At 61.1% G+C, this 24,400-nt stretch carries 23 protein-coding genes; 12 read left to right on the top strand and 11 right to left on the bottom strand.

The window, feature by feature from the left end; all coding sequences use genetic code 11:
• Positions 1 to 6 precede the first annotated feature (6 nt).
• Complete coding sequence (locus tag RAC79_RS07710; RefSeq protein ID WP_174038830.1) at positions 7 to 1,050, bottom strand: YeiH family protein; 1,044 nt, start codon at positions 1,048 to 1,050, stop codon at positions 7 to 9.
• An 81-nt stretch (positions 1,051 to 1,131) separates the two neighbouring features.
• Between RAC79_RS07710 and RAC79_RS07705 the strand changes: the two genes are divergently transcribed.
• A complete protein-coding gene (locus RAC79_RS07705) occupies positions 1,132 to 2,049 on the top strand; it encodes a LysR family transcriptional regulator (RefSeq protein ID WP_080855993.1) in 918 nt (305 codons plus the stop codon).
• 52 nt (positions 2,050 to 2,101) lie between these two features.
• Here the strand turns inward: RAC79_RS07705 and RAC79_RS07700 are convergent, their stop codons facing one another.
• The 4 genes from RAC79_RS07700 to RAC79_RS07685 all read right to left on the bottom strand — a co-directional run bounded on the left by RAC79_RS07700 (position 2,102) and on the right by RAC79_RS07685 (position 4,226).
• Positions 2,102 to 2,476: a DUF305 domain-containing protein gene (locus tag RAC79_RS07700; RefSeq protein WP_174038831.1), complete on the bottom strand. Its 375-nt coding sequence runs from the start codon at positions 2,474 to 2,476 to the stop codon at positions 2,102 to 2,104.
• Between the two features lie 498 nt (positions 2,477 to 2,974).
• The gene (locus RAC79_RS07695) at positions 2,975 to 3,739 is read right to left on the bottom strand and encodes a hypothetical protein (protein WP_174038832.1); all 765 of its coding nucleotides are present in this window, start codon (positions 3,737 to 3,739) and stop codon (positions 2,975 to 2,977) included.
• A gap of 18 nt (positions 3,740 to 3,757) precedes the next feature.
• Positions 3,758 to 4,015, bottom strand: a complete 258-nt coding sequence (locus RAC79_RS07690) for a type II toxin-antitoxin system RelE/ParE family toxin (RefSeq protein WP_174038833.1) — start codon at positions 4,013 to 4,015, stop codon at positions 3,758 to 3,760.
• Positions 3,999 to 4,226 (bottom strand): DUF6290 family protein, encoded by a 228-nt coding sequence (locus RAC79_RS07685; protein WP_013635548.1) that lies wholly within the window; start codon positions 4,224 to 4,226, stop codon positions 3,999 to 4,001. The genes RAC79_RS07690 and RAC79_RS07685 overlap by 17 nt, the downstream gene beginning before the upstream one ends.
• Positions 4,227 to 4,382: 156 nt before the next feature.
• Here RAC79_RS07685 and hisS point away from each other — a divergent pair, with 156 nt between their 5' ends.
• The 4 genes from hisS to hisG are packed head-to-tail and all read left to right on the top strand — an operon-like array spanning position 4,383 to position 8,112.
• The gene (hisS, locus tag RAC79_RS07680; RefSeq protein WP_078051207.1) at positions 4,383 to 5,906 is read left to right on the top strand and encodes a histidine--tRNA ligase; all 1,524 of its coding nucleotides are present in this window, start codon (positions 4,383 to 4,385) and stop codon (positions 5,904 to 5,906) included.
• A 4-nt stretch (positions 5,907 to 5,910) separates the two neighbouring features.
• Positions 5,911 to 6,279, top strand: a complete 369-nt coding sequence (locus RAC79_RS07675) for a VOC family protein (protein WP_035218711.1) — start codon at positions 5,911 to 5,913, stop codon at positions 6,277 to 6,279.
• 16 nt (positions 6,280 to 6,295) lie between these two features.
• Positions 6,296 to 7,423, top strand: a complete 1,128-nt coding sequence (locus RAC79_RS07670) for an ATP phosphoribosyltransferase regulatory subunit (protein ID WP_174038836.1) — start codon at positions 6,296 to 6,298, stop codon at positions 7,421 to 7,423.
• Positions 7,420 to 8,112, top strand: a complete 693-nt coding sequence (gene hisG / locus RAC79_RS07665; RefSeq protein ID WP_174038837.1) for an ATP phosphoribosyltransferase — start codon at positions 7,420 to 7,422, stop codon at positions 8,110 to 8,112. The genes RAC79_RS07670 and hisG overlap by 4 nt, the downstream gene beginning before the upstream one ends.
• 60 nt (positions 8,113 to 8,172) lie before the next feature.
• Here the strand turns inward: hisG and RAC79_RS07660 are convergent, their stop codons facing one another.
• The 4 genes from RAC79_RS07660 to groES all read right to left on the bottom strand — a co-directional run bounded on the left by RAC79_RS07660 (position 8,173) and on the right by groES (position 12,001).
• Positions 8,173 to 8,619, bottom strand: a complete 447-nt coding sequence (locus RAC79_RS07660) for a DoxX family protein (protein WP_003519535.1) — start codon at positions 8,617 to 8,619, stop codon at positions 8,173 to 8,175.
• A 151-nt stretch (positions 8,620 to 8,770) separates the two neighbouring features.
• On the bottom strand, positions 8,771 to 9,211 hold the full coding sequence (locus RAC79_RS07655) for a hypothetical protein (protein WP_142843985.1): 441 nt from the start codon (positions 9,209 to 9,211) through the stop codon (positions 8,771 to 8,773).
• 784 nt (positions 9,212 to 9,995) lie between these two features.
• Complete coding sequence (groL, locus tag RAC79_RS07650; RefSeq protein WP_063947704.1) at positions 9,996 to 11,630, bottom strand: chaperonin GroEL; 1,635 nt, start codon at positions 11,628 to 11,630, stop codon at positions 9,996 to 9,998.
• Positions 11,631 to 11,704: 74 nt separating this feature from the next.
• Positions 11,705 to 12,001: a co-chaperone GroES gene (gene groES / locus RAC79_RS07645; protein ID WP_374996959.1), complete on the bottom strand. Its 297-nt coding sequence runs from the start codon at positions 11,999 to 12,001 to the stop codon at positions 11,705 to 11,707.
• 368 nt (positions 12,002 to 12,369) lie between these two features.
• On the opposite strand from groES, the gene RAC79_RS07640 reads away from it, so the two are divergent.
• The 4 genes from RAC79_RS07640 to RAC79_RS07625 all read left to right on the top strand — a co-directional run bounded on the left by RAC79_RS07640 (position 12,370) and on the right by RAC79_RS07625 (position 18,218).
• Positions 12,370 to 13,218: a TIGR01459 family HAD-type hydrolase gene (locus tag RAC79_RS07640; RefSeq protein ID WP_065654367.1), complete on the top strand. Its 849-nt coding sequence runs from the start codon at positions 12,370 to 12,372 to the stop codon at positions 13,216 to 13,218.
• A 48-nt stretch (positions 13,219 to 13,266) separates the two neighbouring features.
• Entirely contained in the window at positions 13,267 to 14,247 is a 981-nt protein-coding gene (locus tag RAC79_RS07635) for a bifunctional riboflavin kinase/FAD synthetase (protein ID WP_078051201.1), read from the top strand.
• Between the two features lie 280 nt (positions 14,248 to 14,527).
• Entirely contained in the window at positions 14,528 to 17,431 is a 2,904-nt protein-coding gene (ileS, locus tag RAC79_RS07630; protein ID WP_174038840.1) for an isoleucine--tRNA ligase, read from the top strand.
• 142 nt (positions 17,432 to 17,573) lie between these two features.
• On the top strand, positions 17,574 to 18,218 hold the full coding sequence (locus RAC79_RS07625) for a hypothetical protein (RefSeq protein ID WP_162934031.1): 645 nt from the start codon (positions 17,574 to 17,576) through the stop codon (positions 18,216 to 18,218).
• A gap of 50 nt (positions 18,219 to 18,268) precedes the next feature.
• Here RAC79_RS07625 and RAC79_RS07620 read toward each other — a convergent pair whose 3' ends face one another.
• On the bottom strand, positions 18,269 to 18,727 hold the full coding sequence (locus tag RAC79_RS07620) for a nucleoside deaminase (RefSeq protein ID WP_003522940.1): 459 nt from the start codon (positions 18,725 to 18,727) through the stop codon (positions 18,269 to 18,271).
• Positions 18,728 to 18,798: 71 nt separating this feature from the next.
• Between RAC79_RS07620 and RAC79_RS07615 the strand changes: the two genes are divergently transcribed.
• From RAC79_RS07615 to RAC79_RS07605, 3 genes are all read left to right on the top strand, one after another.
• On the top strand, positions 18,799 to 20,739 hold the full coding sequence (locus RAC79_RS07615) for a pseudouridine synthase (RefSeq protein ID WP_174038841.1): 1,941 nt from the start codon (positions 18,799 to 18,801) through the stop codon (positions 20,737 to 20,739).
• Positions 20,720 to 21,277 (top strand): 16S rRNA (guanine(966)-N(2))-methyltransferase RsmD, encoded by a 558-nt coding sequence (gene rsmD / locus RAC79_RS07610; RefSeq protein ID WP_035259743.1) that lies wholly within the window; start codon positions 20,720 to 20,722, stop codon positions 21,275 to 21,277. Before RAC79_RS07615 ends, rsmD begins: the two co-directional genes overlap by 20 nt.
• A gap of 188 nt (positions 21,278 to 21,465) precedes the next feature.
• Positions 21,466 to 22,392 carry a patatin-like phospholipase family protein gene (locus RAC79_RS07605; protein WP_174038843.1) on the top strand — a complete coding sequence of 309 codons (927 nt, stop codon included), beginning with the start codon at positions 21,466 to 21,468 and terminating at the stop codon, positions 22,390 to 22,392.
• A gap of 175 nt (positions 22,393 to 22,567) precedes the next feature.
• On the opposite strand, the gene RAC79_RS07600 is transcribed toward RAC79_RS07605, so the two are convergent.
• Entirely contained in the window at positions 22,568 to 24,397 is a 1,830-nt protein-coding gene (locus tag RAC79_RS07600; protein ID WP_080852599.1) for a monovalent cation:proton antiporter-2 (CPA2) family protein, read from the bottom strand.
• Between the last annotated feature and the right edge of the window lie 3 nt (positions 24,398 to 24,400).

The following is a 24,400-nucleotide window of genomic DNA, read 5'->3' as shown; positions in this document are numbered from 1 at the left end:
TTTTGCCTAGGCCGCCTGGGTCAGCACGATCAGGCCGAAACTCAAGACACCAAGCAGCACGAGCGAAAGGCTGGCGGCGATGATAACCTTGCCGCCTGCATGGCGAAGGCTGCGAATATCGACCGAAAGGCCCAGTGCCGCCATCGACATGATGGTGAGAATGTTGGAAAGCGAGGCGACAGGGCCGATCAGAGCCTCGGGAATGAGGCCGAAGGACCGGGCCATGATCATCAGCACGAAGGCGATGATGAACCATGGAACCATCTGCTGTAATCTCAGGCGTTCCGCGCCGGACTGGCCATGGATGACGGAGAGGGCGGCGATCACAGGTCCCAGCATCAGCACGCGGATGAGCTTGACGATGGTGCCGGTCTGAACGGCGATTGCGCCGAGCGGGGCTGTGGCAGCCAGAACCTGCGGCACGGCATAGACCGTCAGCCCGGCGAAAATGCCATATTGGGTGGCGTCGAGACCCAGAAGCTGTGGCAGAAACGGCATCAGCAGCACGGCGACGACACCGAGAACGGCGGTGAAGGCAATCGAGGCGGCGACATCTTCCGGCTTGGCGCCGATGGCGGGTGCGGCGGCGGCAATCGCGGAATTGCCGCAGATGGAGTTGCCGCAGGCGATCAGCGTCGCAAGCTTGGGCGGCAGACCGAGCATCCGCCCGGCGGCATAGCTGACGATCAGCGACAGCGCCACGATCAGCGCAATGCCGCCGATCAGCAAACCGCCGGCACCTTTGAGGATGGAGAGGCTCAAGGATGCGCCGAGAAGCGCCACCGCGATTTCAAGCAGCGTCTTGGCGCTGAATTTGATGCCGGCCGAGGCAACCGCGGGCAGAGACACCAGCGAACGCAGCAGCGTGCCGATCAGAATGGCGAGCACCAGATCGCCGAGCCATGCGTGGCCTGCAAGCCGCACCTGAAAACGCTCCGCCAGAATGGCGGCGCAGCTGACCGCCGCGCAGATGAGAATGCCCGGCAGAAGCGGGGTGAGCCAGCGAAGCGAAAACTGAAAGGGATGAGCGAGGGTACGATGTTGTGCCATGGCCAGACAATGCCGTAGCGGCCTGTTTTATTCTATCAAATAATATGGCATATATTATTCGATAAAATCGAATGAAAAGCCATGACCTTCGAACAGCTCCGCATCTTCATCGCCGTCGCCGAACGCGAGCACCTCACAAGGGCCGCCGAAGCCATCGGTTTGACCGCCTCCGCCGTCAGCTCCGCCATCAAGAATCTCGAAGCCTTTTATAATGTCGAGCTGTTCCATCGCGTCGGCCGCAACATTGAATTGACCGAAAGCGGTCGGGCGTTTCTGGGCGAAGCAAAAGCGACGCTGGCGCGTGTGCGCAATGCGGAATTGATTCTCTCTGAAATGGGCGGGCTGACGCGCGGCGAAATCACCGTCTGCGCCAGCCAGACGATTGCAAGCTACTGGCTGCCGCCGATCCTGATGCAGTTCAAGAAACTTTATCCGGGCGTGACCGTGCGGCTCGATATCGGCAATACCAAGACGGTTACACAGGCCGTGCTGGACGGTCTGGCGGAGGTCGGTTTCATCGAAGGCAGGATCGATGAGCCGGCTTTGATGGTGCAGCCGGTCGTGTCAGACAAGCTGCTGGTCGTCACCGGTTCGGCCCATCCCTTCGCGGATGGCCGTTATCTCACCGCGCTCGATATGCTCTACGGCACCTCATGGGTTCTGCGCGAACAGGGCTCCGGCACCCGCTCCGCCTTCGAGGCGGCGGTGCGGCAGATGGGGGTGGACCCCGCTGAACTGTCCGTCATGCTGGAACTGCCGTCCAATGAGGCGGTGGTGATGGCGGCACGCTCCGGCGGCGCGGCCACGGCAGTTTCCGCCTCCGTCGCCTCGCTGTTTTTGCGGCAGGGGCTGCTGGTCCGAGCCGGCATCGATTTGCCTGCCCGCAACTTTGCTTTGCTGCGCCACAAGGAACGCCATACCAGCCGGGCGGCCATGGAGCTGGAGCGCCTCAGCCGTGCGGCCTCGGAGGACTACAAGGCCGGTCTTGCGGGGTTGTAACCTTGGGGGGAGGGAGCGCCAGCCGGCGCTCCCCGTTTGACACTAGCGGTCGTCACTTGCCCTTGGACTTCAGCCAGGCCTTCATCATGGCGATCTCGCCTTCCTGCGCCTTGATGACCTCTTCGGCCAGCTTGCGGATTTCCGGGTCCTTGCCGTATTCGAGCTGGACCTTGGCCATGTCGATTGCGCCCTGATGGTGCGGGATCATGCCGCGCACGAAATCGACATCGGCATCGCCGCTATAATCGATGGCCATATCGCCATGCATCTTCTTGCTGGCTTCCATGAAGGCCTTGGTGGAAGCGCTGTCGCTCATACTGCCTTTTGACATGTCATGTCCGGCATGGCCGCCCGCTTCCTGTGCGAGAACGGGCATGGCGAGAGAGGCCGCAAAAGCGGCGGCGAGCGTAATGGTCTTGATAAACATGGATTATCCTTCCTGTGTCTGACGGATTTTTCGAAGACGGGTCTGAAAAAATCTGGGGTCAGGCGCGGGGAGGCGGTAGCGGCGGCGCGGAAGCCTTGCCGTCAAAGACGATGCCGCGCTGCGGCTTGGGATAGTCAAAGGTCACCCGGCCACTATCGGCGAAGATAGTTCGCGGAACCACGATCAGGCAGGCGGCGCAGGAACCGGGATGTGCGGCATCTTCACCATGCGGGCAGCGACCGCCCGTGCCCCCTCCGTGAGCCCCATTCTCCGCATGCGCCCGAGACACTTGGTCCCGATCCGGGGCTCGATGCGAATGGGCACCGTCATGTTTCATTGGCGACTGCGAGGATGCTGCCATGCCCGAGGCCATCGGCATGCTCATCGCCATCTGCGCCGGCATTGCGCCGTATAGCAGGCAGGCAAGGAACATCAATGTGCGGACCACCTGGGACATGGCGTGAATTTACCGCTGGAATTATGGAATAAGCATGACGATCAGGTCAGTTCACGCGCGATGACGTGATGCACGATGCGATAATCCCTGCTTTCCTCGCCAAACGGGGCAAGCGGCCATTCCCATGCGGCGGCGGGGGCGGGAAGCTCTATGCCATGCAGCAGGTCTTCATGCTGGTGCAGGTTGCCGTCTTTGCCGATCACGTCGAAGGAGGTGTCCGTTATCAGGCAGGCCTTGCAGGGCAGGCCAGCCAGCGCTTCCAGATGGGTGTGAATGAGCTTCGGCAGAAGATCGTCCGGGGCATTTGCGATCTTTTCCCGCTCCAGCCGGTGGCGTGCGCCGGTGCCGATCTGTGACAGGAGATTGGCCGATACCACGAGATCGAGATAGGGCACCCGCCGCAGGAAATCGAGCGGTTCCGCCGGCCGGCCGTCGATAGCGTCGTCAAAACCGGAAAGATCGCGATTGGCGATGCGGACATTCTTTTTCGCATTGAGGCGCAGCTTCGCCTGCACGCTGGCGAGATGCACCAGATCGACCAGCACGACCGTATCGAACATCGCCACCAGCGCATCATAGGGCACATCGCGTAACAGGCCAGACCCCAGCACGACGGCCGTTCGCCGCTGCTTCAGCTTTCTGGCCGATTGCAGCACGAATTGCCGGCTGTTGTTTTCATGCTCCGCCCAGGCTTTGGCGCAGCGGTTGGCGCGCGCCCACAGGTTGACAGAATAGCGGATATGCGGCCGGAATTCTTTCGGCGTGACCGCGCGCGTGGCGGCATATTGCAGGGCTTCGAGGATCATGAATGCCTAACGGTAGATTTAACGGCGATGGCCGATTTCGACCACCAGCACGACGAGCTTGTGATCCTGTATATCGCAGATGATGCGGTAATCGCCCACCCGGTAGCGCCAGAAATTTCCGAGTTCGGAGCCTTGCAGGGCGGCGCCGGTCTGGCGTGGATCATCCAGTGCCACCAATCGTTCATGCAGAAAACTCCGGATTCGCTGGCGCGTTTCCGGATTTATCTTGCGCATCTCTTTCTGGACAAGCGTGTGATATTCAATTGTCCAGATCACGCCAGAACTCCTCGGCGCTTACAACCTTCGATTCTCCACGCTGAATGCGCCGCGTCGCCTCTTCCGCAAGATAGAGATCTTCCATATCTTCGATATGTTTCTCGATCGCCTCGCGGATGTAATAGGCGGATGTGCGGCCGGTGCGCTCAGAAAGCGCTTTCAGCCGCTCATAGGTCTCATCAGGCAGGCGTATGGCCGTCTGTTTGCTCATGGGTCGCGTCCTTCCCGATCAGAATTGGGATACATGCATCCCATATAGCCCGCTTGGCTGCGTGAGCCAGTAAGACCGGAGCCTTTGCGGCTTGCCGCACCGGACTTCATCCTCTAATACACCGGCTTGATTTCAGGAAAATATCGGATCGGCCCCATGAGCGAAAAAGCAAAAAAGCCTCAGAAACTGAAAGCCCGCCTGCCGCGCGGCTTCGTGGATCGCTCGGTTGCCGATATTCATGCCACCAATGAGATGATCGAGAAGATCCGCAGGGTCTATGAGCTTTACGGTTTCGATCCGGTGGAAACCCCGCTGTTCGAATATACCGATGCGCTCGGCAAGTTCCTGCCCGATAGCGACCGTCCGAACGAAGGCGTGTTTTCGCTTCAGGACGATGACGACCAATGGATGAGCCTGCGCTACGATCTGACCGCGCCGCTCGCCCGCCATGTCGCGGAAAATTTCAACGAAATCCAGCTGCCATACCGCACCTATCGCGCCGGTTACGTGTTCCGCAATGAAAAGCCCGGCCCCGGCCGCTTCCGGCAGTTCATGCAGTTCGATGCCGATACGGTGGGCGCCGCCGGTGTGCAGGCCGATGCCGAAATGTGCATGATGATGGCCGATACGCTGGAAGCGCTCGGAATTCAGCGCGGCGACTATGTCATTCGCGTCAACAACCGCAAGGTGCTCGATGGCGTCATGGAAGCCATCGGCCTCGGCGGCGAGGACAATGCCGGTCGTCGCCTCAACGTTCTGCGCGCCATCGACAAGCTCGACAAGTTCGGTCCCGAAGGCGTGAAGCTGCTGCTCGGCCCCGGCCGCAAGGATGAATCCGGCGACTTCACAAAGGGCGCTGGTCTTGGCGAGGAGCAGATCGAAAAGGTGCTGTTTTTCGTCGGCATCAAGGATTATGCGGAAAGCGCCGACGATCTGGCCAAACTGGTCGCGGGCACCTCGAAAGGTGAGGAAGGCGTTGAGGAGCTGAACATCATCGGCGCTCTGGTCACCAGTGCCGGTTACGATGCAACGCGCATCAAGATCGACCCCTCGGTCGTTCGCGGCCTCGAATATTATACCGGCCCCGTCTATGAGGCCGAGCTGAGCTTCGACGTCACCAATGAAAAGGGTGAAAAGGTCGTGTTCGGTTCCGTTGGCGGCGGCGGGCGTTATGACGGCCTCGTTTCGCGCTTCATGGGCCAGCCGGTTCCGGCCACGGGTTTCTCCATCGGCGTTTCGCGCCTGATGACGGCGCTGAAGAACCTCGGCAAGCTTGGTCAGGTCAAGCCGCTCGCACCGGTTCTCATCACCGTCATGGATGGCGATGTGGAAAGCATGGGCCGTTATCAACGCTTCACGCAGGCGCTGCGCGCCGAGGGCATCCGCGCCGAAATGTATCAGGGCAACTGGAAGAAATTCGGCAACCAGCTGAAATATGCCGACCGTCTCGGCTCGCCCATCGCCATCATCCAGGGCGGTGACGAGCGCGCCGAAGGTGTGGTGCAGATCAAGGATTTGATCGAAGGCAAGCGCCTGTCCGGCGAGATCGAGGACAATGCCAGCTGGCGCGAGGCGCGTGTGGCTCAGGTCAGCGTGCCGGAAGCCGAGCTGGTGGCGAAGGTCCGCGAGATTCTGGAGCATCAGGCAGAGGACGTTCGCCGCGCTGCCGAAGGGCGTTAAGGCCATGGCGATCCTCGCGCTCGACCATGTTCAACTGGCGATGCCGGCGGGCCGTGAGGATGAGGCGCGCGCTTTTTATGGCGGCCTGCTCGGCTTTGCGGAGCAGGCAAAGCCTGCCAATCTGGCCGCACGCGGCGGATGCTGGTTCAGCCGGGGTTCGATAAAACTGCATCTCGGCGTCGAGCAGGATTTCCGCCCGGCGAAGAAAGCCCATCCGGCCTTTCTGGTCGATGATATGGCAACCTTGCGAAAAACACTTGAAACAGCAGGCTGCCATGTGGTTGAGGATGAGCCGCTTGAAGGGTATCACCGCTTTTATGTCCATGATCCCTTCGGAAACCGCATCGAAATGATGCAGCCGCTCGAACCGTGACGAAAAGTACCGTTCCATGCCCCTGATCGACATGCCGGAATTTTCCGGAGAGCTACTGGAAGAATTCGCCGCGCGCCGCACGAGCCGCGTGAACACGCCCGTCATCCAGCCCGCCGAACCGTTTCTGGATATGGCCGGCGAGGATTTGCGCCGCCGTATCTTCATGACGGAGAGCGAAACGGGTGAGAGCCTGTGCCTGCGCCCGGAATTCACCATCCCGGTCTGCCTGCGCCATATCGAAACGGCGACCGGCACGCCGAAGCGTTATTCCTATCTCGGCGAAGTCTTCCGCCAGCGCCGCGAAGGTGCCAACGAGTTTTATCAGGCCGGTATCGAGGATCTTGGTGATACCGATATCGCCGCCGCCGATGCCCGCGCTGTGATTGACGCCACCGGCATTCTGCAGCGCCTGCTGCCAGGCCGGGCGCTTGCCGTCACGCTGGGCGACCAGCAGGTGTTCGAGGCGGTTGTTGCCGCCCTTGGCCTGCCGCTCGGCTGGCAGAAGCGGCTGGTGCAGGCATTCGGCGACATGGCGCAGCTCGACGCGCTGCTGGAAAGCCTTGTACATCCCAAGCCGATGACCGGCCTCGATGCCGGGGTCGCCGGCCTTCTGGCAACGGGCGACGAGACGGTGCTTGTCGATTATCTCGATACGGTGATGCAGGAAACCGGCTATTCCACCAATGCCAGCCGAGCGCCGCAGGAAATCGCCCGCCGCCTGCGGGAGAAGCTGGCGCTTGCCGCCACGCGCCTGCCGGATGAAAGCTTCGCGCTGCTCAAGCAGTTCTTGGCCCTGAAGGCGCCTCTGCCGCAGGCCTCGCAGGTTCTGGCGGATTTTGCCGCAAAGGCGCAACTGAAGCTTGATGGCGCGCTTTCCGCTTTCGATAAACGCGTCGCAGCGCTCGCCAATGCCGGTGTCGATCTCGAAACCGTCACCTATGGCGCGGCCTTCGGCCGTCCGCTTGATTATTATACAGGCCTCGTTTTCGAGGTGGTGGAAGCGGGTGGAGACAGCGTTCTGGCGGGCGGCGGCCGTTTCGACCGGCTGCTGACCCTGCTCGGCGCACAGGAAAAAATCCCGGCCGTGGGCTTCTCGCTCTGGCTGGATCGCATCGAAGCGGTGCGCGGGAGCGACAAGCCATGATCACCATCGCATTACCCTCAAAGGGCCGGATGAAGGAAGACGCCTCCGCCGTTCTGGAACGCGCCGGGCTGAAAGTCGCGGCTGTCGGCAATGACCGCTCCTATCGCGGCCGCATCGAAGGACGTGACGATATCGAGATCGCTTATCTCTCGGCCTCCGAGATCGCCCGCGAAATCGGCGCCGGTACGGTGGATTTCGGCGTGACGGGAGAGGACCTCGTACGCGAGGGGCTGACCAATGCCGATGCGCAGGTGGAATTCTGCGCCCGCCTCGGTTTCGGCCATGCGGATGTCGTTGTCGCCGTGCCGGAAATCTGGCTGGATGTGGACAGCATGGCCGATCTCGGCGATGTCGCTTCGGAATTCCGCGCCCGTCATGGCCGCAGGCTTGCCATCGCCACCAAATATTGGCGGCTGACGCAGCAGTTCTTTTCGCGCCAGCACGGCATTCAGCTTTATCGCATCGTTGAAAGCCTTGGCGCGACCGAAGGTGCGCCGGCCGCAGGGCAGGCGGATATCATCGTCGATATCACCTCGACTGGATCGACGCTGAAGGCCAACCACCTGAAAATTCTCTCCGACGGCATCATCGTCCGTTCGGAAGCCTGCTTCGTGCGCGCCCGCAAGCCGGAACATGACGGCGATCCGGCGGTTCAGGAGATCGCCTCGCGCATCAGGGCTGCGGTCTGACGACGTAAAAAAAGCCGCCGGAGCGATCCGGCGGCTTTTTTATTGGTCGATCCATTTGGCTTATGCGTGGGCCACAGCCGCACCGCGCTTGGCGTCGACGGAGTAGGCGCCGGGGCCGAAGGCGGCAAGCAGGATATAAGCGCCGGCAAGTGTGATGTTCTTCACCATCATGATGCCGTTCAGCGTGTTGATCCAGCCAAGAGCCGGCTCAGGCCAGCCGGGTACGGCAACGGTGCCGCTGTGGAACACCAGACCGGTGAAGACGCAGAAGACGGCAAGCGCCCAGGCAGCGATTTTGGTCTGGAAACCAGCGAGAATGGCAAGACCGGCAACGAGTTCGAACAGGCCTGCAATATAGGCAAGCGCGGTTGCAGCGGGCAGGCCGGCACCAGTGATCATGCCGGCCGTACCGGCGGGATCGACGAGCTTGCTGAAGCCCGAGGTGATGAAGATGAAGGAAAGCAGAATACGGGCGATGAGAACGAGAACGTTCTGGCTGCTGGACATGGATATCTCCGGTAAATAATCGGCGTGTCGCCGGTTGAACTGCAATGTCTGGAGATATCAATGACCGAAAATCATCCGCCCATAAAGATGAACAATAGAAGACAAATCGTCTTCATTTTGTGAACGGTGCTGGGCGTCTGTCCCGCTATGTTCAGGCGGCGAAGCGAATATCCTCAAAGCGCGGAAACAGGAAAAGCCCTGATATGCGCCCTTGCTGGCCGTCTTCGAAGCCGGAAGATTCTCCCATGCAGATGACCGGCTGCCGCATCGCCGGCAAGATGGAGAGGCCGGATGAAAAACAGAAACGTGAAGGTGCGGTGGAAACCTGCTCGAAAAGTTCCAGAACACGGGCGTGGTCAGCGCGGTCGTAACAGCGGACAAGGCTGAGCAATCCGCACTCGCCTGGCGGCAGGCCGTGCATGAACGATGCGTGTTCGCCGAGCCGGATGACGCCACTGGAAAGATCGCTGCTCCACTCTTCCGACATGAAGAAATGCGACAGGGTCCGGGGATCGGGCGTGGCTGTTACCGCCGCAGGCAGAGCATCGTTGCGTCTTGATATTTCAAACAAATCGCGCCCCCGCTTGAACACGTGCCAGCGCCGCCTCTTCAAGCGCCACTGCCAGGTTGAACCTTTACCGCCACCCGCAGTCGAACGTATTTGCCAGGCATCGAAACCCCTTTCAATGCTGGCCGCCCCGTCGCGGAACCCTTACGGGGGCTGACTTATAGTTTATTTTCCCCTACCTACAACAACCAGCCAGTGAGAAAATCAAAAATATTATGTATTTCTTCTTCAAAATCGCGAGGCATGCGAAAAAGCACAACTAAATAGCGCACTTATAAGCCGGTCCGAGTGGAAATCCGCCCCATATGGGGTGGTGATTCGCTCTTGGATGTGCCCCATTATTGCATGGGGTTGCAAAAATAGCCGGATAAAATCACGCCTGTTCCAAAACGAGACAATACACGAACCCTTCCGCTTTCGGCCTTCAGAATTATGCAACCTGTTGATTTCATGAGGCATCTCTTGCGAGAGCGTCGATAAGGTGCGCCGCCTTCCGTCAATCCCACAGGCACGGCAAAGAAAAAGGGCGGTCCGAAGACCGCCCTTTCTTAATCCGGTGACAGGACCCATTAGAAGTCCATCCCGCCCGTCGGGCGCGCTTGCGACGCCGGACCACTTAAAGGGCATGGGCGGCAAAGAAAAAGGGCGATCCGGAGACCGCCCTTTCTTAATCCGGTGACAGGGCTGATTAGAAGTCCATGCCGCCCGTCGGGCGCGCTTGCGACGCCGGACCACTTAAAGGGCATGGGCGGCAACGAAAAAAGGGCGATCCGGAGACCGCCCTTTCTTAATCCGGTGACAGGACTGATTAGAAGTCCATGCCGCCCATGCCGCCGCCCGGCATTGCCGGCATCGGAGCGTCCTTCTTCGGAAGCTCGGCGATCATGGCTTCGGTGGTGATCAGCAGCGAAGCAACCGAAGCTGCGTTCTGCAGAGCCGTACGAACAACCTTGACCGGGTCGACGATGCCGAGCTGGATCAGGTCGCCATATTCACCGGTCTGGGCGTTGTAGCCGTAGTTGTCTTCGTTCTTCTCGAGGATCTTGCCGACAACGATGGAAGCTTCGTCACCTGCGTTGTCTGCAATCTGGCGAACCAGAGCCTGCAGGGCGCGGCGGATGATGTTGATACCGGCTTCCTGGTCGTCGTTTTCACCCTTTGCGGTGATCTTCGTGGACGAACGCAGCAGGGCAACGCCGCCGCCCGGTACGATGCCTTCCTGAACGGCAGCGCGCGTCGCGTTGAGAGCGTCGTCGATGCGGTCCTTCTTTTCCTTCACTTCAACTTCCGTCGAACCGCCGACGCGGATAACGGCAACGCCGCCAGCGAGCTTGGCAAGACGTTCCTGCAGCTTTTCGCGGTCGTAGTCGGAGGTGGTTTCTTCGATCTGGGCCTTGATCTGGGCAACACGACCTTCGATGTCGGACTTCTGGCCGGCGCCGTCAACGATCGTGGTGTTTTCCTTGGAGATCGAAACCTTCTTCGACTTGCCGAGCATGTCGAGGGTAACGTTTTCGAGCTTGATGCCGAGGTCTTCGGAAATGACGGTACCACCGGTCAGGATGGCGATGTCTTCCAGCATGGCCTTGCGGCGGTCGCCGAAGCCAGGAGCCTTGACGGCAGCGATCTTGAGGCCGCCACGCAGCTTGTTGACGACGAGCGTTGCAAGAGCTTCGCCTTCGACGTCTTCAGCGATGATGACGAGCGGCTTGCCGGTCTGAACGACGGCTTCGAGAACCGGCAGCATGGCCTGAAGGTTCGAGAGCTTCTTTTCGTGCAGAAGGATGTATGCGTCTTCGAGGTCCGCAACCATCTTTTCCGGGTTGGTCACGAAGTAGGGCGACAGGTAGCCGCGGTCGAACTGCATGCCTTCGACGACTTCGAGTTCGGTTTCAGCGGTCTTGGCTTCTTCAACGGTGATGACGCCTTCGTTGCCGACCTTCTGCATTGCTTCAGCAATGTCGAGACCGATCTGACGCTCGCCGTTTGCAGAGATCGTGCCAACCTGCGCAACTTCTTCAGACGTGTTGATCTTCTTGGCCTTGGCCTGAAGGTCCTTGACGACTTCAGCAACGGCCAGATCGATACCACGCTTCAGGTCCATCGGGTTCATGCCGGCAGCAACTGCCTTGGAACCTTCGCGAACGATGGCCTGGGCCAGAACGGTCGCGGTGGTGGTGCCGTCACCGGCGATGTCGTTGGTCTTGGAGGCAACTTCGCGAACGAGCTGTGCGCCCATGTTCTCGAACTTGTCTTCCAGTTCGATTTCCTTGGCGACGGAAACGCCGTCCTTGGTGATGCGCGGAGCGCCGAAGGACTTGTCGATAACGACGTTACGACCCTTCGGGCCGAGGGTTACCTTCACTGCATCAGCAAGAACGTCGACGCCCTTGAGCATCTTTTCGCGTGCTGTGCGGCCGAATTTTACTTCTTTGGCTGCCATTTTCAAAACTCCTGGTTTCGAATGGCCGGACCGGGTCCGGCTTGAAATTTAAGGAAACGATGGGTCGACTGAAATCAGCCGATAATGCCCATGATGTCGGCTTCCTTCATGATCAGAAGGTCTTCGCCGTTGAGCTTGACTTCGGTGCCCGACCACTTGCCGAACAGAACGCGATCACCAACCTTGACGTCGAGAGCGAAGACCTTGCCGGCCTCGTCACGTGCGCCGGAACCGACGGCGACGATTTCGCCTTCCTGCGGCTTTTCCTTGGCGGTGTCGGGAATGATGATGCCGCCCTTGGTCTTTTCTTCGGACTCAACGCGACGAACGACGACGCGATCGTGAAGCGGGCGGAAATTGGTGCTTGTCATTGTCTAATCCCTCGATCAAATGACTGCGCGAGCTTTTGGAACTCGCCTGATGGGTGTTAGCACTCTCCTTTATCGAGTGCCAGCGGAACCGAGATAAGGAGGGCTTCTGCCGGAGTCAAGAACGCCCTGTCTGAAAAATTTCATGGCTTATGGTTATCAGCGTTCCATGACAGAAATTTCCCATACGCGGATGCGCGCCGCGACGACATTCTTTTCGTGCGTTCCGGCCGCATCGCATCTAAGGGGCATTTGTGTTCATGCTGCGTCAGGCGGGCCAAAGACCGGTCTGGCGGCGCTTTTTTCCTTGCCATCGGCGTCCCGCTTTGCGATGTGACGCTCAGCCTCTTCTCGCATCCGGAAAGCATCTCATGGCCCATCGCATTCTCACTCTCGGCGAAATCACGGCTGGGTTCGACGTTATTCTTTCGGATGTCTGGGGCGTGCTGCACAATGGCGTCAGCGCTTTTCCGGATGCGGCAGTTGCGCTGCGGGAAGCGCGCGAGGCCGGCAAGACGGTGGTGCTCATCACCAATTCGCCGCGCCCCGCTCCCGGCGTCATCGCCCAGCTTCGCGTTCTCGGCGTGCCGGATGAGGCCTATGACCGCATCATCACCTCCGGTGACGTCACCCGCGGCCTGATCGCGGAAGGCCCGAAAAAAGTATTCCTGCTCGGCCCGGAACGCGATCTGCCGCTGCTGGACGGTCTCGATGTCGAGCGCGTCGGCGAGGCGGAAGCGCAGTCCGTGGTCTGCACCGGCTTTTTCGATGACGAGACGGAAACGCCCGAGGACTATACCGAAATGCTCAAGGGCTTCATTGCCCGCAACGTGCCGATGATCTGCGCCAATCCCGATCTGGTGGTGGAGCGCGGCGAGCGCATCATTCCCTGCGCCGGCGCCATGGCCGCATACTATGAACAGCTCGGCGGCGAGGTCCGCATTGCCGGCAAGCCGCATGCGCCGATCTATGAGGCCTGCCTTGCGGCGGCCAAAGAAGTGCGCGGCGCTTTCGCCAAGGATCGCGTGCTTGCCATCGGCGACGGCATGCCAACGGATGTGAAGGGCGCGATTGCGAGCGGTCTCAACCTTCTTTATATCAGCGGCGGCATTCACGCCGCCGAATATACGCTGAACGGCCAGACGGACGAGGCGCTTCTCAACGCCTATCTCAAGGGGCAGGGTGCTGCTCCCGGCTGGTGGATGCCCCGTCTCGCCTGAGGACATCTCGCCTCAAGGAATAGCTGGCGCAGGAATGGATCGATTGCCATGACCGTCTTTCACCGCAATGAAAAAAAGGAGCCGCTGCCGGAAGCTCTTCGCGGCGGCGTCATCGCCATCGGCAATTTTGACGGCGTGCATCGCGGCCACCGGGCTGTGCTGGATCGTGCCCTGGAACTGGCGGACGCCCGTGGCGTTCCCGCGCTGGTGCTGACCTTCGAGCCGCATCCCCGTTCCGTCTTCCGTCCCGATACGCCGGTTTTTCGTCTCACGCCCGCGCCCCTCAAGGCGCGCATCCTTGAGGCCATCGGTTTCCGCTCCGTCATCGAATATCCCTTCGACCGGGAATTTTCGCAGCGCTCGGCGGAAGAATTCGTCCAGTCCATTCTGGTCGATTGGCTCCACGCCAGCGCTGTCGTCACCGGCTTCGATTTCCATTTCGGCAAGGGCCGCGAAGGCGGCCCGGCATTTCTGATGGAGGCCGGCAAACGCCATGGCTTCGACGTGACGCTGGTGGATGCCTTCCGCGACGAGGGTGCGGATGTCGTCTCTTCCAGCCGGATTCGCTCGCTTCTATGCGAAGGCGATGTGGCGGGCGCCGCAGGCCTGCTCGGTTATCGCTTCACGGTGGAAAGCGAAGTCATCGGCGGCCAGAAGCTCGGCCGCACGCTGGGTTATCCCACCGCCAATATGGCGCTGGCGCCGGAAACGGAACTGAAAGCGGGCATCTATGCCGTGCGGTTCCGCCGCCCGGACGGTTCGATCCGCGATGGCGTGGCGAGCTTCGGTTATCGCCCGACCGTCACTGAAAACGGCGCGGCGCTGCTTGAAACATTCGTCTTCGATTTTTCCGGCGATCTCTATGGCGAGGTCTGTTCGGTCTCGTTCTTCGGGCACCTGCGCGACGAGCTGAAATTCGACGGTCTCGATCCGCTCGTCGCCCAGATCAGGCGCGATGAAGAAGAGGCGAGGGCGATGTTATCGGGCGTGCGTCCGCTCAGCGAACTGGACGCCAGGATCGCGTTCTGACCGGGTAAGGCCGGTCAGCCTCTGTTCCGGCCGATATTGCCGTCGCTTTTCTCTTCCTTTTTGCCGGAAAACCGCATAAACAACCGGCCATGTCCCAATACCGGTTGATGTTCAAAACTCAGATTGGCCGAATTATTGGCCCGGCCTTCCGCCCGCTCTGACGAGCCGGAAGGTCCGGGATTTTGGCGCTTGTCATGACTTTGGTCATGGCGCTTTCCGTATTTGCCCTCTTTGAAATTGAGACGGCGCGACCGACACGGCGCGCAACAACGGTACGATTATGAGCGACACCGCAGAAAAACTGGATTACTCCTCCACCCTCTATCTGCCGCAGACGGATTTTCCGATGCGCGCCGGCCTGCCGCAGAAGGAACCGGAAACGGTGAAACGCTGGCAGGAAATGGGCCTCTACAAACGCCTGCGCGCCTCCGCCGCCGGCCGAGAAAAATTCGTGCTGCATGACGGCCCGCCCTACGCCAACGGCAATATCCACATCGGCCATGCGCTCAATAAAATCCTGAAGGACGTCATCACCCGCTCGTTCCAGATGCGCGGTTACGACGCCAATTACGTGCCGGGCTGGGATTGCCACGGTCTGCCGATCGAATGGAAGATCGAGGAAGCCTATCGCGCCAAAGGCAAGAACAAGGACGAAGTTCCGGTCAACGAATTCCGCCAGGAGTGCCGTGAGTTTGCGGCCGGCTGGATCAAGGTCCAGTCCGAGGAGTTCAAACGCCTCGGCATCGAGGGGGATTTTGAAAACCCCTATACGACGATGAACTTCCACGCCGAAGCGCGCATCGCCGGCGAATTGCTGAAGATTGCCAAGAGCGGCCAGCTCTACCGCGGTTCCAAGCCGATCATGTGGTCGGTCGTGGAGCGCACGGCGCTGGCGGAAGCGGAAGTCGAATATCATGACGTCGAGAGCGACACGATCTGGGTGAAGTTCCCGGTCGTTGAAGGTTCTGCGGAGCTCAATGGCGCTTCCATCGTCATCTGGACGACCACGCCGTGGACGATCCCCGGCAACCGCGCCGTCTCGTTTTCGTCACGCATCGCCTATGGCCTTTATGAGGTCACGGCGGCTGCGAATGATTTCGGGCCGCAGCCGGGTGAAAAACTCGTCTTCGCAGACAAGCTGGCAGCGGAATGCTTTGCCAAGGCAAAGCTCGAATTTACACGCCTGCGCGACGTGAAGGCGGAAGAGCTCGCGGCTGTCAGCTGCGCCCACCCGCTGGCATCGCTGGGTTACACCTTCCCTGTTCCGGTGCTCGATGGCGATCACGTCACCGACGATGCCGGTACCGGCTTTGTGCATACTGCTCCAGGCCATGGCCGCGAGGACTTTGATGCGTGGATGGCGCAGGCGCGCGATCTGGAAGCGCGCGGCATCTCCTCCAAGATCCCCTTCACGGTCGGCGACGACGGTTTCTACACCGAAGACGCCCCCGGTTTCGGCCCGTCCGCTGAAGGCGGCGCTGCCCGCGTCATGGACGATAACGGCAAGAAGGGTGACGCCAACGAGCGCGTCATCAAGGCGCTGATCGCGGAAAACAACCTGTTTGCCCGTGGCCGTCTGAAGCACAGCTATCCGCATAGCTGGCGCTCCAAGAAGCCTGTCATCTTCCGCAATACACCGCAATGGTTCGTGTATATGGACAAGGAACTGGGCGACGGCACGACGCTGCGCTCCCGTTCGCTTTCCGCCATCGACCAGACCCGCTTTGTGCCGGCTTCCGGCCAGAACCGTCTGCGCGCCATGATCGAAGGCCGCCCGGACTGGGTCTTGTCGCGCCAGCGCAGCTGGGGCGTGCCGATCGCCGTCTTCGCGGATGAGAAGGGTGAAGTCCTGATTGATGAGGCCGTCAACGCCCGCATCCTCGAGGCCTTCGAAGCCGAAGGTGCTGACGCCTGGTTCGCCGAAGGCGCCAAGGAACGCTTCCTCGGCAATGACCACGACCACGCCAAGTGGCAGCAGGTCATGGACATTCTCGACGTCTGGTTTGACAGCGGCTGCACCCACACCTTCACGCTGGAAGACCGACCGGACTTGAAGTGGCCGGCGGATGTCTATCTCGAAGGCTCCGACCAACATCGCGGCTGGTTCCATTCGTCGCTGCTTGAAAGCTGCGCGACGCGTGGTCGTGCGCCTTACAATGCCGTTGTCACCCACGGTTTCACCATGGACGAGCAGGGCCGCAAGCAGTCGAAGTCGCTCGGCAACGTGGTCGCCCCTCAGGAAGTCATGAGCCAGTCGGGTGCCGACATCCTGCGCCTGTGGGTGATGACCACGGATTACTGGGAAGACCAGCGCCTCGGCAAGGCCATCATCCAGACCAATGTCGATGCCTATCGCAAGCTGCGCAACACCATCCGCTGGATGCTCGGCACGCTCGCCCATTACAAGGGCGAGGAGATCGCCTATGACGATCTGCCGGAGCTCGAAAAGCTGGTGCTGCACCGCCTGTCCGAACTCGATGGCGTGGTTCGCGAGGGTTATGACGGCTTCGAGTTCAAGAAGATCACCCGCGCGCTGATCGACTTTGCCAATGTCGAACTTTCCGCCTTCTATTTCGACGTCCGCAAGGACACGCTTTATTGCGACGCGCCGTCGTCGCTAAAGCGCCGCGCGGCCCTGTCGGTCATCGCCAAGCTGTTCGATTGCCTGGTGACGTGGCTTGCCCCCATGCTGCCCTTCACCACGGAAGAAGCGTGGCTGTCGCGTTACCCGGATGCGGAGTCGGTGCATCTCGCCCAGTTCCCGGAAATCCCGGCAAACTGGAAGAACGATGCGCTGGAAGCGAAGTGGGAGAAAATCCGCAAGGTCCGTACCGTCGTGACGGGCGCGCTTGAAGTCGAGCGCCGTGAAAAGCGCATCGGCTCCTCGCTGGAGGCAGCACCTGTCGTCCACATTGCCGACGCCGATCTTTTGGCCGCGCTGAAGGATCAGGACTTCGCCGAAATCTGCATCACCTCGGCCATCACGGTTGTGGGTGACGAAGGCCCGGCCGATGGCTTCCGCCTGCCGGAAGTGCCGAAGGTTGTGGTCGAGCAGAAGCTCGCGGAAGGTGAAAAATGCGCGCGTTCGTGGCGCATCACCACCGATGTCGGGTCTGATCCGGATTATCCTGACGTTTCTGCCCGCGATGCAGCGGCCCTGCGTGAGCTTGCCGCACTCTCGTAACGAAAATGACCGGATGAATTGCGCTTTGCCTCTTCATCCGGTACACCTGCCTGAAAATGGCCGGATTTGCACGGCAATGCGGGCTGCCGCCTGCCGAAAGACGATGTCTGGCGAAGTGGGACGGACGGCTGGAAGGGTTTCAATGAAGACGATGCAGGGTAATGCGCAGGGTTTGGGCATGTTTCGCACGGTTATTGGCATCACGACGATAGGCGTGTTGCTTGGCGCGTGCACGAGCCCGACCTACGGCACGGGCAAGACGGCAGCGGAACAGCTTGTCGACGATCTTGGCAACGCGACCTCGATCACCGGCAATGACCAGGAAAAGCGCAACCTGAAATACAGCCCCCGCCCGGGCCTCGTCGTTCCTGCTCAGGCCCGTGCCGAACAGTTGGCCACGCCGCAGCAGAACATGGCAAGCCGCGAAAACAATCCGCAATGGGTCGAATCGCCGGAAGAAACCCGCGAACGCCTGCGCGAAGAGGCCGATGCGAACAAGAACAACCCGCATTATCGCTCGCCGCTGCTCGCAGGCAACGGCACCGCCGGCCAGATGACCGAAACCCAGAAATGGGAAGCCTTCCGCAAGGCCAAGGCCGAAGCCCAGGGCGGCTCCGTCGTCAACGCCCAGCGCAGGTTCCTCACCGATCCGCCGGCTGAATACCGCAGCGTTCCGCAGGATCAGCTGACCGATCTCGGCGAACCGGAGCTGAAGAAGGAAAAGCGCCGCAAGAAAGAAGCGGCCGTGGCAAATACCGGCAAGAGCTGGTGGAACCCCTTCCAATAATAACGAATGGCTGATGGCCTGCGGGAAAGCTTGCATCTCCCGCCGGTCGCTCAATCGTCGAGGCGTTTCTCGCGAAAAAATTGCCGCAGGATTTCCGCACTTTCGCTTTCTGCCAGTCCCGAATAGACATCCGGCGCATGGTGGCATGTCGGCTGGCTGAAGAAACGCACGCCACTCTCCACTGCGCCGCCCTTCGGGTCTCGCGCGCCGTAATAGAGTCGGCGGATACGGGCAAATGAAATTGCCGCCGCACACATGGTACAGGGCTCCAGTGTCACGTAGAGATCGGCGCCAGGCAGGCGTTCCTGCTCCAGCGCCTCGCAGGCCATGCGGATCACGGCGATTTCGGCGTGAGCCGTCACATCGTTCAATTCACGGGTGCGGTTGCCGGAACTGGCGATGACGCGGCCGTCCATAACCAGTACCGCGCCGATCGGAACCTCCTGCCGCTTAGCCGCGGCACGGGCTTCCGAAAGCGCCAGCTCCATGAAATGCGTCCTTTCGGCCATTGCGTTTCAATTTCCTCTTAACCCTTGTGCTTGGACCTGATAGGACAGCCCAAACAACAGGCAAACAGCAAATGACTTTTAAAGACAAGCCGAAGCGTGACGGCGGCAAGACATTTAGCCGCGACAGGAAGCCGAAAGGCCCCGGCAAGCCCGCCCCAGAGCGCGAAAAGAAACCGACCGAGGCAAAGGCCGCCCCGGTGCCGGAAACCGTTGGCGCTTCCAAGCCCGAGCGCATTTCCAAGATCATGGCGCGCGCCGGTGTGGCCTCGCGCCGCGATGTCGAGCGCATGATCATGGAAGGCCGCGTGTCGCTGAACGGCGTCAAGCTGGATACGCCGGTGGTGAACGCCACACTCTCCGACAAGATCGAAGTCGACGGCATGCCGATTCGCGGCGCCGAGCGCACGCGCCTGTGGCTTTACCACAAGCCCGCCGGTCTGGTGACGACCAACTCCGACCCGGAAGGCCGCCCGACCGTTTTCGACAATCTGCCCGGTGAACTGCCGCGCGTTCTGTCCATCGGCCGTCTCGATATCAATACCGAAGGCCTGCTGCTGCTCACCAACGATGGCGGACTTTCCCGCGTGCTGGAACTGCCGACCACCGGCTGGCTGCGCCGCTACCGCGTGCGCGCCCATGGCGAGGTCGATCAGGCCGCGCTCGACAAGCTGAAGGAAGGCATTGCCGTCGACGGCGTGCTCTACGGCGCAATCGACGCCACGCTCGACCGTACCCAGGGCCACAATGTCTGGATCAGCATGGGCCTGCGTGAAGGCAAGAACCGCGAAATCAAGAACGTGCTCGGCGCGCTCGGTCTCGAGGTCAACCGGCTGATCCGCGTTTCCTACGGTCCGTTCCAGCTCGGCGATCTCGCTGAAGGCAAGGTGCTGGAAGTGCGCGGCCGCATGCTGCGCGACCAGCTCGGCCCGCGTCTGATCGAACAGGCTGGCGCCAATTTCGACGCGCCGATCTACAATGCGCCCGTTGAGGATGAAGAAGACGACGCGCCGAAGCGGCCCGTGAAATCCGAATGGGCAAAGAGCGATGCGCCGGAAAGCAAGCCGCGCTTCGAAAAGAGCGGCAAGTCCGAGGATCGTCGTGAAAAGGCGCTCGGCCGTCTTGACACCAAGCGCGGCGACAAGCCGGCCGGCAAGTTCGGCTCCAAGCCCGCCGGGAAATTTGGCGCAAAGGGCCGCGGCGAGGATGAAGGCGACGACCGCCGCCCACGCCAGGCCGCCGGCACGAGCCGCACGGCCAATGTCTGGATGGCGCCCGGTGCAAGGCCCACCCGTGACGGCAAGGAGCGCAAGTCTTCCGCCCGCGCGGAAGCCGAAAACCTCTTCAAGAAGCCTTCCGCCCAGGACGAAGCGCGGCGCAATGTCGTGCGGCATGCGGATGCCGAGGGCGAGTGGATCCGCTCAGATTCCCCCCGCGAAGAAGAAGGTGGCCGCGGACGCGGCGACCGTCCGCGTGGCGAAAAGAGCTTTGGTGATCGTGGTGGGCGCGGCGGAAAGCCGTTCGGCGACCGGCCATTCCGCGACAGGCCGCGTGAAGAGGGTGATCGTCCGCGCGGTGAAAAGAGCTTCGGCGACCGCCCGGCACGCGGCGGCAAACCTTTCGGCGACCGGCCGTTCCGTGACAAGCCGCGCGAAGAGGGTGATCGCCCGCGCAGCGACCGCCCACGTGGCGAGAAGAGTTTTGGTGATCGCACCGCTCGCGGTGAAAAACCTTTCGGTGACCGTCCGTTCCGCGACAGACCCCGTGAAGACGGTGACCGCCCACGCGGCGAGCGCCCGGCGGGCGAAAAGCCCCGTGGCGGCAAGCCGGCCGGTAAATCCGGATTCGGCAAGCCATCTTTCGGAAAGTCGGGCGAGCGTGGCGAACGTTCGGGTTTCTCAGGCAAGAGCAAAGGCCCCGGTGGTCCCGGCGGCGGCAAGCCGGGCGGCAAAGGCCCGGGTGGCAAACCTTCTGGAGGCAGGGGAATGACACGTAATGCGGATCGTAGGCGGTGAGTTCCGCGGCCGGAGTTTGGCCGCGCCGAAATCGAATTCCATTCGTCCGACCATCGACAGGACGCGGGAAAGCCTCTTCAATATTCTGAGCCATGCCTATCCGGAAAGTCTGGATGGCACGCGCGTTCTGGATGTTTTTGCCGGAACCGGTGCGGTCGGTCTGGAGGCGCTTTCGCGCGGCTGTCGCGTGGCGCTCTTCGTCGAAAACGGCGTCGAGGGCAGGGGGCTGCTCTGGGAAAATATCGATGCGCTGGGTCTGCATGGCCGCGCCCGTATCCTGCGGCGTGACGCCACCAAGCTCGGCGGCGTCAACAATATCGAACCATTCGATCTTCTCTTCGCCGATCCGCCCTATGGCTATGGCCATGGCGAGAAGGCTTTCGCGGCCGCCCATGGCGGCGGCTGGCTGAACCCCGGCGCCCTCGCCATCCTCGAAGAGCGCGGCGATGTGACGGTCAAGGTCGATCCGGTTTTCAAACCGCTCGAAAGCCGCATCTTCGGCGATACGAAAATGCATTTCTACCGTTACGAGCCCTAAAGCATTTCCAGGAAAAGTGGAGCCCGGTTTTCCGCCCGGAAATGCGACAGAACAAAGAGTTAGAGTTTTTTCGCGATTCGAAGAAAAGCGAGAACGCTCTAACAGGAACACCTTCCCGTCACGCCACGGTCTTGTCTTGTTTGCGCAATAGGCAGAGTCTTTACCGTGGAAAGAATTTGGGTATTCGCATGGAGCAGGGTGTAAACGAGAGCATAACGATCGTCCGCGCCGGGGAAGAGGTTCTCCAAGGTGACGGTGCGGGCGGCCATGAGCCGACCTTCGGACTGGCGCTCGGCGGCGGCGGCGCACGCGGCATCTGCCACATCAACGTCATCGAGGCGCTGGACGAACTCGGCATCCGGCCCGTGGCGATTTCCGGTTCGTCCATCGGCTCCATCATCGGCGCTGGCATGGCGGCCGGCATGACCGGCCGGGAAATCCGTGAATACACACTTGAGCTGATGGGACGAAAAGGCTCGGTCGCCAACCGGCTCTGGAGCCTCGGCCCGGCATCGATGCGCCATGCGGTGGACGGTTTTCGCCTCGGGCAGTTCAACCTCGAACTCATCCTGCACGCCCTGATGCCGCAGGCTCTGCCGAAGGATTTTTCCGAGCTTGCCATTCCGCTCAAAGTGATAGCCACGGATTATTACGCCCAGACCGAAGTGGTGGTGGAACGCGGCGAGATCATCCAGGCGCTGGCCGCATCTGCCGCCATTCCCGCATTGTTCATGCCGGTGCGTATCGATGGCCGCATCATGATCGACGGCGGCATTTTTAATCCGGTGCCCTATGAGCATCTGCTCGATCACGCCGATATCGTCATCGGCGTTGATGTCGTCGGTGGCCCGGAAGGTGATGGAACCACCATGCCGAACCGGCTGGACAGCCTGTTCGGCGCCAGCCAGCTGATGATGCAGGCGGCGATTGCCCTGAAACTGAGGCTACGCCCGCCGCATATTTTCCTGCGCCCGCCCGTGCACCGTTTCGGTGTGCTGGATTTCCTGAAGTCCGAAGAGGTGCTGAACGCATCGGCTGGCATCAAGGACGATCTGAAACGGCAGATCGACATGCAGGTGGAACTGTTTCACCGCGGGCAGGGTGTGGAGGCGTGACGAGTGAGGCGAGTTTTCTTCTCCCCGAGGGGGAGAAGGTGGCCCGAAGGGCCGGATGAGGGGGTACCCTCTCCGAATATCGCTACTCTTGTCCCCTCATCCCGCTGCCGCGGACTTCTCCCCGGCGGGGAGAAGAAACAAGCGCGGCGCTCCCAGTCACTAAGTTGAACTCAATTCACAGCGAAACTTCCGTCTCGCTGTCCTCCGCATCCTCTTCTTCTTCCCACTTTTCCGCCTTGGTCTTCGGCTTCATCAGCGGTTCGGGCTTCACCTCGCGCACCGGCTTGTTGTGCAGCATCTGCCGGCCGGCGGCGAGGCCTTCCACGGCCTGTAGCTGCAATCGCTCCTCGTCCCGTTCGCGAATGTCGTCGGCAATCGCCAGCGCCCTTTCGCCATCCATATCCAGCCCCTCCAGAATGCGCCTGCCGAACAGCAGGCCCGATTCCAGCGTTTCGCGGATTTCATATTCCACGCCCTTTTTTCTGAGGTCGAGGGAATGCACGCGGTCATAGGAGCGGGCATAGATGCGCACGCTCGGAAATTCCGACTGGATCATGTCGATGATACGGTCGGTCACCTCCTTCTTGTGGGTGCAGACCGCAACGAGATCGGCCCGCTCGATGCCGGCGGCGATCAGCACGTCCTTGCGGGTGCCATCGCCGAAAAAGATGCGGAAGCCGAAACGGGCGGCCTGCCGCACGCGGTCGGCCGAGCTGTCGATGACAGTCACGTCGCGCCCGCCGGCGAGAAGGATCTGCGAGGCGATCTGGCCGAAGCGGGAAAAGCCGATCATCAGCACATCCGCGCCCGCCCCGTCGAAATCCTCCTCCAGCTTGTCCTCTTCCGCATCCTCCGCCGTCAGCCGGCGTGAAATCACCGCCAGAAGGGGCGTCAGCGCCATGGAAAGCGTGACGACGGCAACGAGGATCGAGGCCGTCGCCTGCGGAAACAGCCCGGAGGCGGCAGCGGTGGTGAAGAGCACGAAGCCGAATTCGCCGCCCTGCGCCAGAAGCAGCGCGATGCGGCTCGATGCATAACGCGACGAGCCGGCGATGCGGCAAAGGCCATAGATCAGCGCCGCCTTCACCGCCATCATCGCCGGCACGGCGATCAGGATGAGCAGAATATGCTCATAGACGATATGGATATGCAGCGACATGCCGACAGCCATGAAGAACAGCGCCAGAAACAGGCCGCGAAACGGCTCGATATCGGCCTCCAGCTCGTGCCGGTAGGAGGATTCAGACAGCATCAGCCCCGCCAGCAGCGCGCCCATGCCCATCGACAAACCCACCGCCTCCATGATGGCGGCGGCGCCGATGACGACGAAGAGGGCAGCGGCAATCATCACCTCCCTCGCACCGGTGCGGGCGATGATCTGGAACATCGGCGTCAGCAGATACCGCCCGGCCAGCACCATGCCGGCCACGGCAACGACGGAGGCGATGAGATCGGACACCATCGAATCCGTCGGCACATCCGGCCGGTTGGAAAGAATGGTGACGAGGGCAAGAAGCGGCACGATGGCGAGGTCCTGAAACAGCAGGATCGAAAAGGAGCGGTTGCCGTGCCGCGTATTCATGTCGCCGTCATCGGCAAGGATTTGCAGTGCAAAAGCGGTGGAGGAAAGCGCAAGGCCGAAACCTGCGACGAGGCTGCCGCGCCAGTCGATCAGCCCTGCCCACCAGGCAATGGCCGCCAGCACGCTGCCCGTCACCAGCACCTGCGCCATCCCCAGCCCTAAGATATCGCGCCGCATCTGCCAGATGCGCGACGGCTTCAGTTCGAGGCCGATGATGAAAAGCAGGAAAACCACGCCCAGTTCCGAGACATTGAAGATGTCCTTCGCATCCGTGACCAGATGCAGGAACGGCCCGATGATGATGCCCGCCACCAGATAACCGAGCACGGTGCCGAGCCCGAGCTTGCGGAAAACCGAGGCCGCGATGACCGCGCCGGCCAGAAGCAGCAGGGGTTCGGAAAAGAGAGCGTCGTGCTCGGTCATGCG

It is taken from the genome of Agrobacterium sp. LR_9 (genome assembly GCF_041954855.1).
GTDB classification, from domain to species: Bacteria; Pseudomonadota; Alphaproteobacteria; order Rhizobiales; family Rhizobiaceae; genus Agrobacterium; species Agrobacterium leguminum.
Note: the sequence above shows the minus strand (reverse complement) of the source record. Positions and strands in the feature narration are given on the sequence as shown.

Bases quoted from the DNA above. Each gene is read 5' to 3' on its own strand.
- RAC79_RS07660 (WP_003519535.1), bottom strand. From the start codon at position 8,619: ATGTCCAGCAGCCAGAACGTTCTCGTTCTCATCGCCCGTATTCTGCTT.
- RAC79_RS07695 (WP_174038832.1), bottom strand. From the start codon at position 3,739: ATGATCCTCGAAGCCCTGCAATATGCCGCCACGCGCGCGGTCACGCCG.
- RAC79_RS07640 (WP_065654367.1), top strand. From the start codon at position 12,370: ATGGCCCATCGCATTCTCACTCTCGGCGAAATCACGGCTGGGTTCGAC.
- RAC79_RS07700 (WP_174038831.1), bottom strand. From the start codon at position 2,476: ATGTTTATCAAGACCATTACGCTCGCCGCCGCTTTTGCGGCCTCTCTC.
- RAC79_RS07685 (WP_013635548.1), bottom strand. From the start codon at position 4,226: ATGAGCAAACAGACGGCCATACGCCTGCCTGATGAGACCTATGAGCGG.
- RAC79_RS07670 (WP_174038836.1), top strand. From the start codon at position 6,296: ATGCCCCTGATCGACATGCCGGAATTTTCCGGAGAGCTACTGGAAGAA.
- rsmD (WP_035259743.1), top strand. From the start codon at position 20,720: ATGCGGATCGTAGGCGGTGAGTTCCGCGGCCGGAGTTTGGCCGCGCCG.
- RAC79_RS07605 (WP_174038843.1), top strand. From the start codon at position 21,466: ATGGAGCAGGGTGTAAACGAGAGCATAACGATCGTCCGCGCCGGGGAA.
- RAC79_RS07620 (WP_003522940.1), bottom strand. From the start codon at position 18,727: ATGGCCGAAAGGACGCATTTCATGGAGCTGGCGCTTTCGGAAGCCCGT.
- ileS (WP_174038840.1), top strand. From the start codon at position 14,528: ATGAGCGACACCGCAGAAAAACTGGATTACTCCTCCACCCTCTATCTG.
- RAC79_RS07600 (WP_080852599.1), bottom strand. From the start codon at position 24,397: ATGACCGAGCACGACGCTCTCTTTTCCGAACCCCTGCTGCTTCTGGCC.
- RAC79_RS07710 (WP_174038830.1), bottom strand. From the start codon at position 1,050: ATGGCACAACATCGTACCCTCGCTCATCCCTTTCAGTTTTCGCTTCGC.
- RAC79_RS07705 (WP_080855993.1), top strand. From the start codon at position 1,132: ATGACCTTCGAACAGCTCCGCATCTTCATCGCCGTCGCCGAACGCGAG.
- groES (WP_374996959.1), bottom strand. From the start codon at position 12,001: ATGACAAGCACCAATTTCCGCCCGCTTCACGATCGCGTCGTCGTTCGT.
- RAC79_RS07615 (WP_174038841.1), top strand. From the start codon at position 18,799: ATGACTTTTAAAGACAAGCCGAAGCGTGACGGCGGCAAGACATTTAGC.
- hisG (WP_174038837.1), top strand. From the start codon at position 7,420: ATGATCACCATCGCATTACCCTCAAAGGGCCGGATGAAGGAAGACGCC.
- groL (WP_063947704.1), bottom strand. From the start codon at position 11,630: ATGGCAGCCAAAGAAGTAAAATTCGGCCGCACAGCACGCGAAAAGATG.
- hisS (WP_078051207.1), top strand. From the start codon at position 4,383: ATGAGCGAAAAAGCAAAAAAGCCTCAGAAACTGAAAGCCCGCCTGCCG.
- RAC79_RS07675 (WP_035218711.1), top strand. From the start codon at position 5,911: ATGGCGATCCTCGCGCTCGACCATGTTCAACTGGCGATGCCGGCGGGC.
- RAC79_RS07635 (WP_078051201.1), top strand. From the start codon at position 13,267: ATGACCGTCTTTCACCGCAATGAAAAAAAGGAGCCGCTGCCGGAAGCT.
- RAC79_RS07625 (WP_162934031.1), top strand. From the start codon at position 17,574: ATGAAGACGATGCAGGGTAATGCGCAGGGTTTGGGCATGTTTCGCACG.